The sequence below is a fragment of the uncultured Subdoligranulum sp. genome (assembly GCF_963931595.1).
Lineage (GTDB): Bacteria > Bacillota > Clostridia > Oscillospirales > Ruminococcaceae > Gemmiger.
Genome location: NZ_OZ007030.1, coordinates 1,663,374 through 1,679,985, shown reverse-complemented (window position 1 = coordinate 1,679,985; position 16,612 = coordinate 1,663,374). Strand labels below are relative to the sequence as shown.

30 protein-coding genes are annotated in these 16,612 nt (G+C 59.0%); all 30 read left to right on the top strand.

Annotation, left to right across the window (positions count from 1 at the left end):
• The first annotated feature begins 100 nt into the window (after positions 1–100).
• The gene (gene rplB, locus ABGT73_RS08145; RefSeq protein ID WP_346669276.1) at positions 101–931 is read left to right on the top strand and encodes a 50S ribosomal protein L2; all 831 of its coding nucleotides are present in this window, start codon (positions 101–103) and stop codon (positions 929–931) included.
• 16 nt (positions 932–947) lie between these two features.
• Entirely contained in the window at positions 948–1,223 is a 276-nt protein-coding gene (gene rpsS / locus ABGT73_RS08140) for a 30S ribosomal protein S19 (RefSeq protein WP_007047292.1), read from the top strand.
• Positions 1,224–1,240: 17 nt separating this feature from the next.
• On the top strand, positions 1,241–1,576 hold the full coding sequence (gene rplV / locus ABGT73_RS08135) for a 50S ribosomal protein L22 (RefSeq protein ID WP_346669275.1): 336 nt from the start codon (positions 1,241–1,243) through the stop codon (positions 1,574–1,576).
• Between the two features lie 12 nt (positions 1,577–1,588).
• On the top strand, positions 1,589–2,293 hold the full coding sequence (gene rpsC / locus ABGT73_RS08130) for a 30S ribosomal protein S3 (RefSeq protein ID WP_346669274.1): 705 nt from the start codon (positions 1,589–1,591) through the stop codon (positions 2,291–2,293).
• Positions 2,293–2,733 (top strand): 50S ribosomal protein L16, encoded by a 441-nt coding sequence (gene rplP / locus ABGT73_RS08125; RefSeq protein ID WP_346669273.1) that lies wholly within the window; start codon positions 2,293–2,295, stop codon positions 2,731–2,733. Before rpsC ends, rplP begins: the two co-directional genes overlap by 1 nt.
• Positions 2,730–2,927, top strand: coding sequence for a 50S ribosomal protein L29 (gene rpmC / locus ABGT73_RS08120; protein ID WP_007047288.1), 198 nt, complete (start codon positions 2,730–2,732; stop codon positions 2,925–2,927). Before rplP ends, rpmC begins: the two co-directional genes overlap by 4 nt.
• Positions 2,928–2,942: 15 nt before the next feature.
• Positions 2,943–3,197 (top strand): 30S ribosomal protein S17, encoded by a 255-nt coding sequence (gene rpsQ, locus ABGT73_RS08115; protein ID WP_007047287.1) that lies wholly within the window; start codon positions 2,943–2,945, stop codon positions 3,195–3,197.
• Between the two features lie 33 nt (positions 3,198–3,230).
• Positions 3,231–3,599, top strand: a complete 369-nt coding sequence (rplN, locus tag ABGT73_RS08110; RefSeq protein WP_007047286.1) for a 50S ribosomal protein L14 — start codon at positions 3,231–3,233, stop codon at positions 3,597–3,599.
• 16 nt (positions 3,600–3,615) lie between these two features.
• The gene (gene rplX, locus ABGT73_RS08105) at positions 3,616–3,930 is read left to right on the top strand and encodes a 50S ribosomal protein L24 (protein WP_295339848.1); all 315 of its coding nucleotides are present in this window, start codon (positions 3,616–3,618) and stop codon (positions 3,928–3,930) included.
• A gap of 14 nt (positions 3,931–3,944) precedes the next feature.
• Positions 3,945–4,484, top strand: a complete 540-nt coding sequence (rplE, locus tag ABGT73_RS08100) for a 50S ribosomal protein L5 (RefSeq protein WP_346669272.1) — start codon at positions 3,945–3,947, stop codon at positions 4,482–4,484.
• Between the two features lie 14 nt (positions 4,485–4,498).
• Positions 4,499–4,684: a type Z 30S ribosomal protein S14 gene (locus ABGT73_RS08095; protein WP_295339852.1), complete on the top strand. Its 186-nt coding sequence runs from the start codon at positions 4,499–4,501 to the stop codon at positions 4,682–4,684.
• A gap of 66 nt (positions 4,685–4,750) precedes the next feature.
• Entirely contained in the window at positions 4,751–5,149 is a 399-nt protein-coding gene (gene rpsH, locus ABGT73_RS08090) for a 30S ribosomal protein S8 (protein WP_007047282.1), read from the top strand.
• A gap of 17 nt (positions 5,150–5,166) precedes the next feature.
• Positions 5,167–5,715 (top strand): 50S ribosomal protein L6, encoded by a 549-nt coding sequence (rplF, locus tag ABGT73_RS08085; RefSeq protein ID WP_007047281.1) that lies wholly within the window; start codon positions 5,167–5,169, stop codon positions 5,713–5,715.
• Between the two features lie 18 nt (positions 5,716–5,733).
• Complete coding sequence (gene rplR, locus ABGT73_RS08080; protein WP_007047280.1) at positions 5,734–6,093, top strand: 50S ribosomal protein L18; 360 nt, start codon at positions 5,734–5,736, stop codon at positions 6,091–6,093.
• Positions 6,094–6,111: 18 nt separating this feature from the next.
• On the top strand, positions 6,112–6,615 hold the full coding sequence (gene rpsE, locus ABGT73_RS08075) for a 30S ribosomal protein S5 (RefSeq protein WP_346669271.1): 504 nt from the start codon (positions 6,112–6,114) through the stop codon (positions 6,613–6,615).
• A 13-nt stretch (positions 6,616–6,628) separates the two neighbouring features.
• Positions 6,629–6,808: a 50S ribosomal protein L30 gene (gene rpmD / locus ABGT73_RS08070; protein ID WP_113999393.1), complete on the top strand. Its 180-nt coding sequence runs from the start codon at positions 6,629–6,631 to the stop codon at positions 6,806–6,808.
• 17 nt (positions 6,809–6,825) lie between these two features.
• Complete coding sequence (gene rplO, locus ABGT73_RS08065; protein WP_204650989.1) at positions 6,826–7,263, top strand: 50S ribosomal protein L15; 438 nt, start codon at positions 6,826–6,828, stop codon at positions 7,261–7,263.
• Position 7,264: 1 nt separating this feature from the next.
• Positions 7,265–8,569, top strand: a complete 1,305-nt coding sequence (gene secY / locus ABGT73_RS08060; RefSeq protein WP_346669270.1) for a preprotein translocase subunit SecY — start codon at positions 7,265–7,267, stop codon at positions 8,567–8,569.
• 15 nt (positions 8,570–8,584) lie between these two features.
• Positions 8,585–9,217 carry an adenylate kinase gene (locus ABGT73_RS08055; RefSeq protein ID WP_346669269.1) on the top strand — a complete coding sequence of 211 codons (633 nt, stop codon included), beginning with the start codon at positions 8,585–8,587 and terminating at the stop codon, positions 9,215–9,217.
• A gap of 7 nt (positions 9,218–9,224) precedes the next feature.
• Entirely contained in the window at positions 9,225–9,998 is a 774-nt protein-coding gene (gene map, locus ABGT73_RS08050) for a type I methionyl aminopeptidase (RefSeq protein WP_346669268.1), read from the top strand.
• Positions 9,986–10,237 carry a KOW domain-containing RNA-binding protein gene (locus ABGT73_RS08045; RefSeq protein WP_346669267.1) on the top strand — a complete coding sequence of 84 codons (252 nt, stop codon included), beginning with the start codon at positions 9,986–9,988 and terminating at the stop codon, positions 10,235–10,237. Before map ends, ABGT73_RS08045 begins: the two co-directional genes overlap by 13 nt.
• 26 nt (positions 10,238–10,263) lie before the next feature.
• Positions 10,264–10,503, top strand: coding sequence for a translation initiation factor IF-1 (infA, locus tag ABGT73_RS08040; protein WP_346669266.1), 240 nt, complete (start codon positions 10,264–10,266; stop codon positions 10,501–10,503).
• 39 nt (positions 10,504–10,542) lie between these two features.
• Complete coding sequence (gene rpmJ / locus ABGT73_RS08035) at positions 10,543–10,656, top strand: 50S ribosomal protein L36 (RefSeq protein WP_346669265.1); 114 nt, start codon at positions 10,543–10,545, stop codon at positions 10,654–10,656.
• Positions 10,657–10,770: 114 nt separating this feature from the next.
• A complete protein-coding gene (rpsM, locus tag ABGT73_RS08030) occupies positions 10,771–11,142 on the top strand; it encodes a 30S ribosomal protein S13 (protein ID WP_007047270.1) in 372 nt (123 codons plus the stop codon).
• A gap of 14 nt (positions 11,143–11,156) precedes the next feature.
• Positions 11,157–11,561 carry a 30S ribosomal protein S11 gene (rpsK, locus tag ABGT73_RS08025; RefSeq protein ID WP_007047269.1) on the top strand — a complete coding sequence of 135 codons (405 nt, stop codon included), beginning with the start codon at positions 11,157–11,159 and terminating at the stop codon, positions 11,559–11,561.
• 20 nt (positions 11,562–11,581) lie between these two features.
• Positions 11,582–12,184 (top strand): 30S ribosomal protein S4, encoded by a 603-nt coding sequence (rpsD, locus tag ABGT73_RS08020; RefSeq protein WP_346669264.1) that lies wholly within the window; start codon positions 11,582–11,584, stop codon positions 12,182–12,184.
• 75 nt (positions 12,185–12,259) lie between these two features.
• Positions 12,260–13,219, top strand: a complete 960-nt coding sequence (locus ABGT73_RS08015; protein ID WP_346669263.1) for a DNA-directed RNA polymerase subunit alpha — start codon at positions 12,260–12,262, stop codon at positions 13,217–13,219.
• A 43-nt stretch (positions 13,220–13,262) separates the two neighbouring features.
• Positions 13,263–13,604, top strand: a complete 342-nt coding sequence (gene rplQ / locus ABGT73_RS08010) for a 50S ribosomal protein L17 (protein WP_007047266.1) — start codon at positions 13,263–13,265, stop codon at positions 13,602–13,604.
• Between the two features lie 317 nt (positions 13,605–13,921).
• Positions 13,922–15,091, top strand: a complete 1,170-nt coding sequence (locus tag ABGT73_RS08005; protein WP_346669262.1) for a ribose-phosphate pyrophosphokinase — start codon at positions 13,922–13,924, stop codon at positions 15,089–15,091.
• Positions 15,092–15,196: 105 nt separating this feature from the next.
• Positions 15,197–16,597 (top strand): UDP-N-acetylmuramoyl-L-alanine--D-glutamate ligase, encoded by a 1,401-nt coding sequence (gene murD / locus ABGT73_RS08000; protein WP_346670320.1) that lies wholly within the window; start codon positions 15,197–15,199, stop codon positions 16,595–16,597.
• Positions 16,598–16,612 lie beyond the last annotated feature (15 nt).

Below are 16,612 nucleotides of genomic sequence, written 5' to 3'. Positions count from 1 at the left end.
GACCCGGCAGGTCTCCTGCCGTCAAGAACCCCGCCGAGGGGTTCGCTTATGGGGATATGACCCCGATAAAAATTCATAAGATAACAATAAGGAGAACATCATGGCTATTAAAAAGTACAAGCCGACTACCCCCGGCCGCCGTGGCATGACTGTTACCGATTACAGCGTGCTGTCCAAGGTCGCGCCGGAGCGCAGCCTGCTCGAGTCCAAGAAGAAGCATGCCGGCCGCAACAACACCGGCAAGATCACCGTCCGCCATCACGGCGGTGGCAACCGCGTCAAGTACCGTGTCATCGACTTCAAGCGCAACAAGTTTGATGTCCCCGCCACCGTCAAGACGCTGGAATACGATCCCAACCGTTCCGCCTTCATCGCTCTGGTGGAGTACGAGGACGGCGTCAAGAGCTACATCCTGGCTCCCGATGGCCTGAAGGTCGGCGACAAGATCATGGCCGGCCCCAACGCCGATATCAAGCCCGGCAACGCTCTGCCCTTCGAGAACATCCCCGTCGGTACCATGATCCACAACATCGAGCTCTACCCCGGCAAGGGCGGCCAGCTGGTCCGTTCCGCCGGTGTGATGGCCCAGCTGATGGCCAAGGAGAATGGCTACGCGCTGGTCCGTCTGCCCTCCGGTGAGATGCGCAACGTTCGTCTGAACTGCATCGCCACCATCGGTGTGGTTTCCAACCTGGATCACGAGAACGTCAACCTTGGCAAGGCCGGCCGCAAGCGCCACATGGGCGTCCGTCCCGGCAGCCGTGGTTCCGTCATGAACCCCTGCGATCACCCGCACGGCGGCGGCGAGGGCCGTGCTCCGGTTGGTCATTCCGGTCCTCGTACTCCGTGGGGCAAGCCCGCTCTGGGCCTGAAGACCCGCAAACACAAGGCACGCAGCGACAAGTTCATCGTCAAGCGCGCCAACGGCTAAGGGAGGTAATTGAACAATGTCTAGAAGCACCAAGAAGGGCCCTTACGTTCTGCCTTCCCTGATGAAAAAGGTCGAGGCCATGAACGAGAGCGGCAAGAAGAGCGTCGTGAAGACCTGGAGCCGTTCCTCCACCATCTTCCCCGAGTTCGTCGGTCACACCTTCGCCGTCCATGACGGCCGCAAGCATGTGCCTGTCTACGTTACCGAGGACATGGTCGGTCACAAGCTGGGTGAGTTCGCTCCCACCCGCAAGTTCACCGGTCACGGCGGCGGCAAGACCGCCGGCAAATAAGAGAGGAGGAACATCGAATGGAAGCACGGGCAATTCTCCGTTACGCCCGCATTAGTCCCCGCAAGGTTTCGATCGTGATGGACCTCATCCGGAACAAACCCCTGGACGAAGCGCTGGCTATCCTGCAGTACACCCCGAAGGCCGCCTGCGAGCCCCTTCTCAAACTGGTGAACTCTGCTGCCGCAAACGCGGAAAACAACTTCAACATGGACCGCAACAACCTGTACGTTGCAGAATGCTATGTCTGCCCCGGCCCCACCCTCAAGCGCATTATGCCGCGCGACCATGGCCGTGCGTACCGCATCCTGAAGCACACCAGCCACATGACCGTTGTGCTGAAAGAGAAACAGTAAGGAGGTAAACAAATGGGCCAGAAAGTCAATCCCCACGGCATGCGCGTGGGTGTAATTAAAGATTGGGACAGCCGCTGGTTTACCTCTAAGCAGGCATTCGGCGACACCCTGGTCGAGGATCACAAGATCCGCAAGACCCTGAAGAAGCAGCTGTACGCTGCCGGCGTTCCCAAGATCGAAATCGAGCGTACCGTCGACAGCCAGACCGGTGCTCCCCGCGTGAAGGTCAACGTCTTCTGCGCGAAGCCGGGCATCGTGATCGGCAAGGGCGGCTCTGAGAGCGCCAAGCTGGAGAAGCAGCTTGCCAAGCTCACCGGCAAGGCTGTGAACCTGAACATCATCGAAGTCAAGGGCACCACCACCAACGCCCAGCTGGTGGCCGAGGACGTTGCTTCTCAGCTGGAGCGCCGCATCGCGTTCCGCCGCGCCATGAAGCAGGCGATCCGCAACGCCATGCAGCCCCGTGACCGCAGCGCTACGCCGGCCAAGGGTATCAAGGTGACCTGCTCCGGCCGTCTGGCCGGTGCCGATATCGCCCGCACCGAGAGCTACCATGAGGGCACCATCCCCCTGCAGACTCTGCGCGCCGACATCGACTACGGCTTCGCCGAGGCCAACACCACCTATGGTAAGGTTGGCGTCAAGGTTTGGATCTACAAAGGCGAGATCCTGAAGGGCGCCAAAGCCCCCGCCAAGAAGGAAGGAGGCAAACAGTAATGTTACTGCCGAAACGTGTTAAGTACCGCCGCGTCCAGCGCGGCCGCATGACCGGCAAGGCCGTGCGCGGCAACAAGGTGAATCAGGGCGATTACGGCCTGATCGCCCTGGAGCCCTCCTGGATCACCTCCAACCAGATCGAGGCGGCTCGTGTTGCGATGACCCGTTATATCAAGCGTGGCGGCAAGGTCTGGATCAAGATCTTCCCCGACAAGCCCGTTACCGAGAAGCCGGCCGGCACCCGAATGGGTTCCGGTAAAGGCAGCCCGGAGTACTGGGTAGCCGTTGTGAAGCCGGGCCGCGTGCTCTTCGAGCTGGCTGATGTCAGCGAGGAGACCGCCCGCGAGGCTCTGCGCCTGGCCAGCCACAAGCTGCCGGTCCGCTGCAAATTCGTCAAGCGCGAAGGCCTTGACGCTGTAAAGGAGGGTGACGCTGAATGAAAGCCACTGAACTGCGCGAAATGACCGATGTCGAGCTGAACAAGCAGCTCAAGGACCTGAAGGCCGAACTCTTCAACCTGCGCTTTCAGCACGCCATCAACCAGTTGGACAACCCCATTCGGATCGAGACCGTGAAGAAGGACATCGCCCGCGTGATGACCGTCCTGGCCGAGAAGAATGCGAAAAACGCGTAAGAGGGAGGGTAAAACATGGAACGTAATCTGAGAAAGACCCGTGTGGGCACTGTTGTCTCCGACAAGATGGACAAGACCATCGTCGTTGCCGTCAAGGACAGCGTCCAGCACCCTCTGTACAAGAAGATCTTGAAGCGCACCAAGAAGTTCAAGGCCCATGACGAGAACAACGAAGCCGGCATCGGCGACCGCGTCGAGATCATGGAGACCCGCAAACTCTCCAAGGATGTCAACTGGCGCCTGGTCAAGATCATCGAGAAAGCGAAATAATCAGCCTGGTACTTTGAAAGGAGGACCTGAAAGATGGTTCAGATGCAAACTTATCTCAAAGTGGCCGACAATACCGGTGCCAAGGAGTTAATGTGCTTCCGTGTACTGGGCGGTACCCGCAAGAGATACGCAAACATCGGTGACATCGTGGTTTGCAGCGTCAAGAAGGCTGCTCCCGGTGGTACCGTGAAGAAGGGCGACGTGGTCAAGGCCGTCATCGTCCGTAGCAAGCATGGCCTGCGCCGTGACGACGGTTCCTACATCCGTTTCGATGAGAACGCCGCCGTCATCGTCATGGCCGACAAGAGCCCCAAGGGCACTCGTATCTTTGGACCTGTGGCGCGTGAGCTGCGCGACGCCGGTTTCACCAAGATCCTGAGCCTGGCTCCCGAATCGCTGTAAGGAGGTTTTAATAAGAATGAACAATCTTCATGTTAAAACCGGCGACAACGTCATGATCATCTCCGGCAAGGATAAGGGCAAGACCGGCAAGGTCCTGCAGACTTCCCCGAAAGAGGGCAAGGTCATCGTCGAGGGCCTGAACATGGTCACCAAGCACGTCAAGCCTCGCCGTCAGGGTGAGCAGGGCGGCATTGTCAAGGCCGAGGGCGCTATCTACGCCTGCAAGGTGCAGCCTGTCTGCCCCAAGTGCGGCAAGCCCACCCGCGTTGCCCATTCCGTCAAGGACGGCAAGAACGTCCGCATCTGCCGCAAGTGCGGCGCTGAACTGTAAGGGAGGAGTACACAATGGCACGTTTGAAAGAACAGTATGTCAACGAGATCGCTCCGGCCCTGAACAAGAAGTTCGGCTACAAGAGCGTTATGCAGATCCCCAAGCTGGATAAGGTCATCATCAATGTTGCCGCCGGCGAAGCCAAAGAGAACGCCAAGGTCATCGATGCCATCATCTCCGACCTGGGCCAGATCACCGGCCAGAAGGCCGTGGTTTGCAAGGCCAAGAAGAGCGTTGCAAACTTCAAGCTGCGCCAGGGCATGCCCATCGGCGCCAAGGTCACCCTGCGCGGTGAGCGTATGTACGAGTTTGTCGACCGCCTGTTCAACGTCGCGCTGCCCCGTGTGCGTGACTTCCGCGGCATCAACGGCAACTCCTTCGACGGCCGCGGCAACTACGCCTTCGGCCTGAAGGAGCAGATCATCTTCCCCGAGATTGACTTCGACAAGGTCGACGCCATCCGCGGCATGGACATCTGCTTCGTCACCACCGCCAAGACCGACGAGGAAGCCAAGGAGCTGCTGAAGGCTCTGGGCGCTCCGTTCGCTAACTAAGGGAGGGAACCATCATGGCAAAAACTTCTATGAAGCTCAAGCAGCAGCGTCCTGCCAAGTTCTCGACCCGCGCTTACAACCGCTGCAAGATCTGCGGCCGTCCCCATGCTTACCTGCGCAAGTACGGTATTTGCCGTATCTGCTTCCGTGAGCTGGCCTACAAGGGCGAGATCCCCGGCGTCAAGAAGGCTTCCTGGTAAGCCCTTGATTGCTTCTGTCTGAACGAAAATCAACTTTGAGAAACACAACCTAAGGAGGTTAGTGGCATGCAAATCACCGATCCCATCGCGGACCTGCTTACCCGCATCCGCAACGCGAGCACTGCCAAACACCCTTCCGTGGATATCCCTGCTTCCAACCTGAAGAAGGCGATCTGCCAGATCCTGGTTGACGAGGGTTACATCAAGGGTATGAAAGTGACCGAGGACAACAAGCAGGGGACCATCACCCTGACCCTCAAGTACCAGGAAAACGGCACGCCGGTCATCGCTGGCCTGAAGCGCGTTTCCAAGCCGGGCCTGCGTATTTACACCAACTGCGAAGATATGCCCAAGGTCATGAAGGGCCTGGGCACCGCGATCATCTCCACCTCGAAAGGCGTCATGACCGACAAGGCTGCCCGTGCTGCCCATGTCGGCGGTGAAGTCCTCGCCTTTGTGTGGTAAGAAAGGGGCAATAGACAATGTCGAGAATTGGAAGAAAACCCATCGTCATTCCCGCGGGTGTGGAAGTCAAGGTCGACGCGGCCGAGCACGCCATCACCGTGAAGGGCCCCAAGGGTACCCTGCATTCCAAATACCATCCCCTCATGAACGTGAACGTTGAGGGCAATGAGATTTTGGTTACCCGCCCCAATGACGAGAAGGAGGCCCGCAGCCTCCACGGCCTGACCCGCACCATCATCCACAACATGGTGGTTGGCGTCACCGAAGGCTTCAAGAAAGACCTGGAGATCCAGGGCGTCGGCTACCGTGCTGCCAAGCAGGGCAACAAGCTGGTCCTGACGCTGGGCTTCTCTCACCCCGTTGAGGTGGAGGAGACCGACACCATCAAGATCGAACTGAAAGACGCGCTGCACTTCAGCATCGTCGGTATCGACAAGCAGGAAGTCGGTCAGTTTGCCGCCGAAGTCCGCGGCAAGCGCCCGCCCGAGCCGTACAAGGGCAAGGGTATCCGCTATGTTGGCGAGTATGTCATCCGCAAGGAAGGCAAAGCCGGCAAGGGTAAATAATAGGAGAGGAGAAACATTATGGTCAATAAGGCTGATAAGAACGAAGCTCGTCTTCGCCGTCATCGCCGTGTCCGCGGCAAGATCAGCGGCACCGCCGAGCGTCCCCGTCTGGATGTTTTCCGCTCTGCCAAGCACATCTACGCCCAGGTTATCGATGATACCAAGGGTGTCACCCTGGCCAGCGCGTCCAGCATGGACAAAGATTTCAATGCGTACGGCGGCAACATCGAGGCTGCCAAGAAGGTTGGCGAGGCCATCGCCAAGAAGTGCCTGGAGAAGGGCATTACCGAAGTGGTCTACGACCGCGGCGGTTTCGTCTACCAGGGCCGTGTGCAGGCGCTTGCTGAGGGCGCCCGCGAAGCCGGCCTGAAACTGTAAGAGGAGGGAGAAGATACAATGGCCATGCAGAGAAGAGAACAAGATGACGGCATGATCACCAAGGTCGTCTCCATCAACCGCGTTTCCAAGACCGTCAAGGGTGGCCGCGTCATGAAGTTTGCTGCGCTGATCGTTGTCGGCGACGGCAAGGGCAACATCGGCTACGGCGTCGGCAAGTCCGGCGAAGTTCCCGAGGCCATCCGCAAGGGCGAGGGCGCTGCCAAGAAGAACATGCGCAAGGTCTGCCTGAAGGGCAGCACCATTCCCCATGAGATCGTTGGCGAGTTCGGCGCCGGCCGCGTTCTGATGCGTCCCGCCGCTCCCGGTACCGGCGTTCTGGCCGGCGGTCCCGTCCGTGCGGTGCTGGAGTGCGCCGGCATCAAGGACATTCGTGCCAAGAGCCTGCGCTCCAACAACCCCATCAACGTCACTGCTGCCACCTTCGCAGGTCTGTGCGGCCTGACCGACGCCGAGAGCGTCGCGGCCAAGCGCGGCAAGACTGTTGCCGAGATCCTGGGTTAAGGAGGGTACTACAATGGAGAAAGTTACCATTCGTCTCGCCAAAAGCCTGATCGGCCGCGGCAAAGAGCAGATCGCCGTTGCGCACTCTCTGGGCCTGAACCGTCCCGGTGAGGTTACCGAGCAGCCTGACAACGCGGCTACCCAGGGCAAGATCGCCAAGATCGCCCACCTGGTCGTCGTGACCAAGGCGTAATGCAAGGAGGTGCAAGCATGAAACTTCATGAACTGAAAGCGTCCGCTGGCGCCCGCAAGGCCGTGACCCGCAAGGGCCGCGGTGCCGGTTCCGGCAACGGCAAGACCGCCGGCTTCGGCCACAAGGGCCAGAAAGCCCGTTCCGGCGTCAAGAAGGCCGGTTTCGAAGGCGGCCAGATGCCTCTGCAGCGTCGTCTGCCGAAGCGCGGTTTCAACAATATTTTCGCGACCAAGTATGTTACCATCAAGGTATCTGACCTCGAGAAGTTCGAGGCCGGCGCGACTGTGGATGCCGAGGCCCTGCTGAAGGCCGGCATCATCTCCAAGACGCTGGACGGCGTCAAGGTGCTGGGCAATGGCGAGCTGACCAAGGCTGTCAACGTCAAGGTCGCTGCCTACACTGCCTCTGCCAAAGAAAAAATCGAGAAAGCAGGCGGGAAGGCTGAGGTGATGTAAGGTGTTTGAAACCTTTCGGAATGCCTGGAAGATCGATGATCTTCGCAAACGGCTCCTGTTCACCTTGCTGATCCTCGTTCTGTTCCGTCTGGGCTGCGCGATTCCTGTGCCGTACATCACGGCCAGCGCGCTGACCAACATGTTTGCCGGCGGCACCGGTGATATGCTGGAGTACCTGAACATGATGTCCGGCGGCGCCCTGAGCGAATGCACTGTCTTCGCCCTGGGGGTGCAGCCCGCCATCAACGCCTCCATCATCATGCAGCTGCTGGCGGTAGCCATTCCGTACCTGGAAAATCTCACCAAGGAAGGGGAGGAAGGACAGCGCAAGATGCGCCGCATCACCAACTACGTTGGCGCGGCCATCGGTCTGATGCTGTCCATCGGCTACTACTTCATCATCCGCAACATGAGCGCACTGAAGTACACCGACGGTTTCGCCGGGATCTTCTCCGCCGTGGTTATCATTCTGGCCTTCACCGCCGGTTCGCAGCTCTGCACCTGGCTGGGCAACCAGATTGATTCCAAGGGCATCGGCAACGGTCTTTCGCTGCTGATCTTCGCCGGCATCGTGGCCCGCTGGTCCTCCGTCTACAGCGCGGTGACCAACATCGTGGGCCGTGCGCAGAACGGTGAACCCCAGTTCTACATCTTCCTGCCTGCCCTGGTGGTGCTCGCCCTGGTGGCGGTGATCTTCGTGGTGGTCCTGACCAACGCGGAGCGCCGCATCCCCGTGCAGTACGCCAAGCGCGTGGTGGGCCGCAAGATGTACGGCGGCCAGGCCAGCTACATCCCCATCAAGGTCAACATGACCGGCGTCATGCCAATCATCTTTGCCTCGACGCTGTGCAGCCTGCCCGGCCTTGTCTTCCGGTTCATCAACCTGGATGCCGCTGCTCATCCGTATTTGTATGCGTTCTTCAGCGCATTCAACTACAACAGCGCGCTCTACCTCATCGTTTATGTCCTGCTGATCGTGGCATTCAACTACTTCTATGTTGCGATTCAGTACAATCCCGTAGATATCGCCAACCAGCTCCGTAAAAACAACGGTACGATTCCCGGTATCCGTCCCGGCAAGCCCACCAGTGATTTCATCACCAAGACGCTGTCCAAGATCACCCTGATCGGTGCGATCTTCCTGGCCATCGTGGCGGGCCTGCCCATCATCCTGGGCAACATCACCGGCACCTCCATCCAGTTGGGTGGTACCAGCCTGCTGATCGTTGTGGGTGTTGCGCTGGAAACCGGCCGTGCGCTGGAAGGTTATATGACCGCTCGTTACCACAAAGGGTTCCTGGAATAAGAAAGGGAATGTGCGATGAAAATGATCCTTTTGGGCGCCCCTGGCGCCGGGAAGGGTACTCAGGCCGAAATCCTCTGCGATAAGCTGGGTATCCCCACCATCTCGACCGGTAATATTCTGCGTGCTGCCGTCAAGGAAGGCACGCCTATGGGCCAAAAGGCGAAGAGCTTTATGGACGCAGGTGCTCTGGTGCCGGACGATGTCATCGTCGGCATCGTGAAGGAGCGCCTGGCGCAGCCTGACTGTGCCAACGGATTCATCCTGGACGGTATGCCGCGCACCATTGCACAGGGCGAGGCCCTGGAGCAGATGGGCGTGGAGATCGACAAGGTGGTCAACCTGGTGGTTGCCGATGAGGCGATCATCCAGCGTATGTCCGGCCGCCGCGTCTGCGCCAACTGCGGAGCAAGCTATCATATCATCAACAAACCCAGCGCCAAAGAGGGCGTGTGTGACCGCTGCGGCGGTGAGCTGGTCATCCGCAAGGACGATGAGCCCGCCACCGTGCTGGACCGGCTGAAAGCCTATCACGAGCAGACCGAGCCGCTGGTGGAATTCTACCGGCAGCGCGGCAAGCTCGTCGAGGTTCCCGACCAGGGTTCCATCGAGGCCACCACCGCGTTCCTTCTCAAGCTTTTGGAGGCTTAATTCATCCATGATCCAAATCAAGAATGCCGTCGAACTGGAAAAGATGCGGAAAGCCTGCGCCATCAGCGCGGCTGCACTGAAGGCCGGCGGCGAAGCGATCGAGCCTGGTATCACCACGGCGGAGATCGACAAAATCATCTACGACTTTATCGTGCGCCACGGTGCAAGACCCAACTTCCTGCACCTGTACGGCTTCCCGGCCACGGCGTGCATCAGTGTGAATGACACCGTCATTCACGGCATCCCCAACCGGCAGCAGCAGATCCGCCCCGGCGACATCGTTTCGATTGACACCGGCTGCAAGATCGACGGCTTCAACGGCGACAACGCCTGCACCTACGGGTGCGGCAAGCTGGACCTGGAAGCCCAGCGGCTGCTGGATGTGACCAAGGAAAGCCTGCACCGCGGCATCGCCATGGCGCTGGCCGGCAACCGGATCGGGGATGTGGGCCATGCGGTTCAGGCGTATGTCGAGGATAACGGCTTCTCGGTGGTGCGCAGCTTTGTCGGCCACGGCGTCGGCAAGGAACTGCACGAGGACCCGGAAGTGCCCAACTACGGCACCCCCGGCCGTGGCCAGCGCCTGGTGCCCGGCATGTGCATCGCCATCGAACCGATGGTCTGCCAGCACAAGTACGCGGTAAAGACGTTAAAGGACGGCTGGACGGTCAAAACCGTTGACGGCGGCCTGGCGGCTCACTTTGAGCACACCGTCGCCATCACGACGGCCGGTGCCGAGATCCTGACCCACGGCTGGGAGGAACCCGGATGGACTTTGTAAGAGGTCAGCTGGTACGCTCCAAGGCCGGACGGGACAAGTCCCGCACGTTGGCTGTTTTGGCTGTGGACGGGCCGATGCTCTGGCTGGCGGACGGAAACCTGCGCAAGGTAGGGGACCCGAAGCGGAAAAAGGCCAGACATGTGGCGCCCACGACCACTGTTCTTGCGAACGAGCTTCTGAAAAGCGATCAATCACTCAGTGATGCCATTGCCGCCTATGATGCGGCGCGCGCAGACTGACGGAACCCTTCAAGGAGGCAATCAGCTTGTCTAAAGAAGATGTCATTGAAGTAGAAGGTATCGTACGGGAGGCCATGCCCAACACCGTGTTCAAGGTGGAGCTGCTCAGCACCAAAGACGGCAAACCCAACGGACACACCGTGCTGGCACACATTTCCGGTAAGCTGCGGACCAACTTTATCCGTATTTTGCCCGGCGACAAAGTCACGATGGAAATGTCACCCTACGACCTGACCAAGGCCCGGATCACCTGGCGTTCCAAGTAAAATTGAATCGCCTTGTGTTTTGAAAAGGAGGTTAACATCATGAAGGTAAAACCTTCCGTGAAACCCATTTGTGAGAAGTGCAAGGTCATCAAGCGCAAAGGTCGCGTGATGGTCATCTGCTCCAATCCGAAGCATAAGCAGCGTCAGGGCTAAAGGTCCGCGGAGCCAATCCGCGGAAACCGTACCCAAAACGCTTGGGGGCCAAGTGCGTAGATTCCCGGCGCAGGCCCCGACTAGGACATGGGATGTTATCTATGGAGGTGCTTTATGGCACGTATTGCTGGTGTTGATCTGCCTCGCGAGAAGCGGATCCAGGTTGGTCTGACTTATGTTTACGGTATTGGTCAGTCCACTGCCGACGAGATTCTCGCCGGAACCGGAATTAACCCTGATACCCGCGTCAAGGACCTGACTTCCGACGAGGAAGCCAAGATCCGTGACTACATCGACAAAAACAACATCATGGTAGAGGGCGACCTGCGCCGCAACGTCGCGCTTGACATCAAGCGTCTGACCGAGATCCAGTGCTACCGTGGTGTGCGCCATCGCAAGGGCCTTCCCTGCCGCGGCCAGCGCACCAAGACCAATGCGCGTACCTGCAAAGGTCCCAAGCGCACCGTCGCGAACAAAAAGAAGTAAGGAGGAACTGAGACATGGCTGCTAACAAAGCTACTGCGGCAAAAACCCGCACTAAGAAAAGAGAGCGCAAGAACATCAGCGCCGGTGCTGCTCACATTCAGAGCACGTTCAACAACACCATCGTGACCATCACCGATACCCAGGGCAACACCGTTTCCTGGTGCAGCACTGGTGCGCTGAACTTCCGCGGTTCTCGTAAGAGCACCCCTTACGCCGCCCAGAGCGCTGCCGAGGTCGCTGCCAAGGCTGCCATCGAGCATGGCATGAAGACCGTCGAGGTCTACGTCAAGGGCCCCGGTTCCGGCCGTGAAAGCGCCATCCGCGCCCTGCAGGCAACCGGTCTGGAAGTCACCATGATCCGTGACGTGACTCCCATTCCCCACAATGGCTGCCGCCCGCCCAAACGCCGCCGCGTTTGATTGAAAGGAGAATTTGAGTTATGGCTAAAAATACCCAACCGATCGCCAAGCGTTGCCGTGCTCTCGGCATTTCTCCTGCTGTTATGGGTTACGGCAAGAAGACCACCAATCGTAACCCCGGCGGCCAGATGAGAAAGAAGAAGAGCGAGTACGCCACCCAGCTCAACGAGAAGCAGAAGGTCAAGTTCGTCTACGGTATCCTGGAAAAGCAGTTCCATACCTACTACGAGACCGCTACCCGTATGCCCGGTCAGACCGGTGTCAACCTGCTGGTTCTGGTCGAGCGCCGTCTCGACAACGTCGTCTACCGTCTGGGCTTTGCCAAGACCCGCCGCGACGCTCGTCAGCTGGTTTCCCACAACCATTTCACTGTCAATGGCAAGCGTGTCAACATCCCCTCTTACCTGGTTAAGCCGGGCGATGTGATCGAAGTCATCGAGTCCAGCCGTTCCTCCACCAAGTTCAGCAAGCTGCTGGGCGAGGATGCTCCTGTCGTGCTGCTGCCCTCCTGGCTGGAGCGTGACAAGAACGCTCTGAAGGGCACCGTTGTGAAGATGCCCGTTCGCGAGGACATCGATGTGCCCATCGCTGAGCACCTCATCGTCGAGTTGTACTCCAAGTAATCCTCTTAGCAATTTTCTACGATTTTTCCAACCTGACTGGCGCCTTGCGGTGCCAGTGAAACAAGGAGGGTTTTTATGATGGAGATCGAACGCCCCAAGATCGAAACGGCCAGCCTTTCCCCGGATGGTCGCTACGGTAAGTTCGTCGTCGAGCCGCTGGAGCGCGGTTTCGGCACGACCTTGGGCAACAGCTTGCGTCGTGTGCTTCTGTCCTCTCTGCCCGGTGTGGCTGTCACCAGCGTCAAGATTGACGGTGTGGTGCACGAGTTTTCCACCATCGAGGGCGTACGGGAGGACGTGACCGAGATCGTCCTGAACCTGAAGGGCATTGCCGCCAAGATCTACGGCGATGGCCCCAAGACCGTCCGTGTTGAGGCCGTTGGTCCCTGTGAACTCATTGCCGGCGCCATCAAGGGCGGCGATGACCTGGAAATCCTCAATCCCGAGTGGCATATTGCCACCCTGGGCGAGGGTGCCAAGCTGGTCATGGAGCTGACCTTCGACAAAGGCCGTGGCTATGTCCCCGCGGAGCGCAACAAACTGGCGCTGATCGAGAAGAACGACATCAGCACCCTGCCGGTGGACAGCATCTATACCCCCGTGCTCAAAGCCAACTACACCGTGGATCACACCCGTGTAGGCCAGATCACCGACTATGACAAGCTCATCATCGAGGTCTGGACGGACGGCACCTGCAATGCGCAGGAAGCCCTGAGCCTGGCGGCCCGTGTGCTGACCGAGCATCTGAACCTGTTTGTCAACCTCTGCGATGAGACCGGCGAGACCGAGATCATGGTGGACAATGACGATCAGGGCCGTGAGAAGGCGCTGGAGATGACGATTGAAGAGCTGGATCTGAGCGTCCGTTCCTTCAACTGCCTCAAGCGCGCCGGCATCAACACGGTGGGCGACCTCATCAACAAGAGCGAAGACGAAATGATGAAGGTCCGCAATCTGGGCCGCAAGAGCCTGGAAGAAGTCATGGCCAAGCTGGACAGCCTTGGTTTCTCTCTGACCAAGGACGATGAAAACTAACCCCCCGCGACACGCGGATACCAAGTATAAGGAGTGAAACGGAATGCCCGGTACCAGAAAACTCGGTCGTACCACCGACAGCCGCAACGCCATGCTGCGCGCGATGGTGACCTATCTGTTTGAGAACGGCAAGATCGAGACCACCGTTACCCGCGCCAAGGAAGTTCGTTCCATGGCCGAGAAGATGGTCACCCTCGGTAAGCAGGAAGATCTGCACGCAAAGCGTCAGGTTTTCTCCTACATCACCAAGGAGGACATTGCCAAGAAGGTCATCGATGAGTATGGCCCCAAGTACGCCGACCGTAACGGCGGCTACACCCGCATCTACAAGATCGGCCCCCGCCGCGGCGATGCCGCCGAGATGGCGATCATCGAACTGGTCTGATCGACTGGTGTTTTGAGCAGCGTTTGCATAACAGCAAGCGCTGTTTTTTTGTTGTTTTGAGGCTTGCAGACCTGAAACCGGCACCGCAAAAACAGGGGAAAAAGAGCGAATGCAAGTTTTTTGTAAAATCCGACAGAATTCTTGCAACAGCGCCTGAATATTCATATTTAAAATGCAGAAAATGCCGATTTTGTCGAAAATCTTGCGTGGCAGGGCTGATTTTGTACAGTCTGTGTGATACAATACTAATAAAAGGGGCTGTGTGCCCCCTGAAGACAAATAACAATTTTTATGATGGAAGTAAGGAGCAAACACGTATGGCTGAACAAAATCTTGGCCCGCGCGATTTTTTTGCCAAAGAAGATGCAATTGCTGATCTGAGCCTGATCGCCTGCCCCGGTGCCGAAGAACTCTGCAAACTGGTGGACGGACACCTGGTCCGCTGGGCGCGTGAGGTCGGCATGGAAGTCGATTCGTTCATCATTCCCTCCGATTGCCCGCGTTTTCAGTCCGGCGACGCCAAAGGCCTGGTAAAGGCCTCCACCCGCGGCGATGACCTGTATATCTTCGTGGATCCGGGCAACTACAGTGTTACCTATCAGCTGTTCGGGTATGAGAATCATCTCTCGCCCGACGACCACTTCCAGAACCTGATGCGCCTGATCCAGGCTGTTTCCGGCCGTGCCCACCGCATCAGCGTCATCATGCCCAGCCTGTACGGCGGCCGTCAGCATCGCCGCGTCAGCCGGGAGAGCCTGGACTGCGCCTTTGCGCTGCAGCAGCTGCGCGCCACCGGTGTGAAGAACATCATCACCTTCGATGCCCATGACCCCCGCGTCATGAACGCCGTGCCCACCATGAGCTTCGACAACGTCATGCCCACCTATCAGGTGCTTAAGTGCCTGCTGCACCATGTGCCGGATGTCAGCTTCCACAAGGACCACTTCATGATCGTCTCTCCCGATGAGGGCGCCATGAACCGCAACATGTACTATTCCAGCGTGCTGGGCTGCAACCTGGGCATGTTCTACAAGCGCCGCGACTACAGCCGTGTGGTCAACGGCCGCAACCCCATCGTGGCCCACGAGTACCTGGGCGAGAGCGTCAAGGGCAAGGATGTCTTCATTGCCGACGACATCATCGCCTCCGGCGAATCCATGCTGGATATCGCCTACGAGCTGAAGATGCGCGGTGCCCGCAACATCTTCACCTGCGCCACCTTCCCGCTCTTCACCGCCGGCCTGGAGAAGTTCGACAAGGCCTACAACGACGGCATCTTCAAGGCGGTGCTGGGCACCAACCTGACCTACCGCAAGCCCGAACTGCTGGAGCGCGAGTGGTACTACGACGTGGATGTCTCCAAGTACACCGCCTACTTCATCGCGGCCATCAACCACGACAAGAGTGTTTCCAGCATCATCGACCCCATGACCAAGATCCGCGCGCTGCTGGAAAAGCACGGCATTCCCATGGGCGGTCAGGAATAACCAAAGGATACAATTCGGCTCGCGCAGGCGGGCCGATTTTGTTGCAGCCAGGCTGCAGACTGAGTATAATAAGAGGGACGAAATTCAACAGCAGGGGAGAGATGTATCATGCGGCCCATTGAACAGTTGCAGGAATTGATTCACGGCAAGAAGGTTGCCTTTATCGGCGCAGGCGTGAGCCACAAGCGCTGCATCGAACAGTTTGTGGCGATGGGGGCCAAGGTGACCCTCTGCGACCAGAAGAAGAGCCTGGAGGACTTCGGCGACTATGCCGATACGCTGCGCCGCCTGCAGGTGAATCTGAGCCTGGGCGAACACTATACCGACGGCTTTGCCGGCCAGGACATCATCATGCGCACGCCGGGCTACGAGTACTACAAGCCCGAGCTGCAGGCGGCCCTGAAGGCCGGCGCCATGGTCACCAGCGAGGTGGAGCTCTTCTTTGAGTTCTGCCCCTGTGAGATCATCGCCGTCACCGGTTCGGACGGCAAGACCACCACCACCACGCTGATCTCCAAGATGATGGAGGCGGCGGGCCGCAAGGTCTTTCTGGGCGGCAACATCGGTGCGGCGCTGCTGCCCCAGCTGGCCGATGTGACCCCCGACGCCGTGGCCGTGGTGGAGCTGTCCAGCTTCCAGCTGATCAGCATGCGCCGCAGCCCCAAGGTGGCGGTGGTCACCAACGTGACGCCCAACCATCTGGACCATCACAAGGACATGCAGGAATACATCGACGCCAAGCGCAACATTCTGCTGTGGCAGGTGCCGCCCTGCCGTGCGGTGCTGGGCTATGAGAACGACATCACCCGGGGCATGCAGAAGGACTGCAAGGGCGAGCAGGTCTGGTTCACCCGCCTGCACGAGACCGACAACGGCGCTTTCCTGCGGGCGGAGGACGACATGCTCTGCTACGCCGGGAACGGCACCGTGACGCCGGTGGTCTCCCGCAAGGAGGTCAAACTGCGGGGCCTGCACAACGTGGAGAACCTGCTGGCGGCCATCGCGGCGGTGTGGGGCCGGGTGCCGGTGGAGGCCATGCATCAGGTGGCGTCCACCTTTACCGGTGTGGAACACCGCATCGAGCCGGTGCGCACGCTGGATGGCGTGACCTACTACAACGACTCCATTGCCTCCAGCCCCACGCGGACCATCGCGGGGCTGCGCAGCTTTGATCAGAAGATCATCCTCATCGCCGGCGGCTACGACAAGAAGATCCCCTACGAGCCACTGGCCCCCGAGATCCTGGCCCACGTCAAGACGCTGATCCTCATGGGCGCCACCGCGCCGCGCATCGAGAAGGCCGTGCGGGAGCATCCCGATTTTGCCGCCAGCGACCTGAAGATTGTCCATGCCGACAGCATGCAGGACGCCGTGGAGAAGGCCCGTGCCGCTGCGGTGCCGGGGGATGTGGTGAGCCTGTCGCCGGCGTCCGCCTCCTTTGACCTCTACCCCAACTTCGAGGTCCGCGGCCGCGACTTCAAGCGGATCGTCATGGCCCTGCAATAATCTATGACCCTGTAA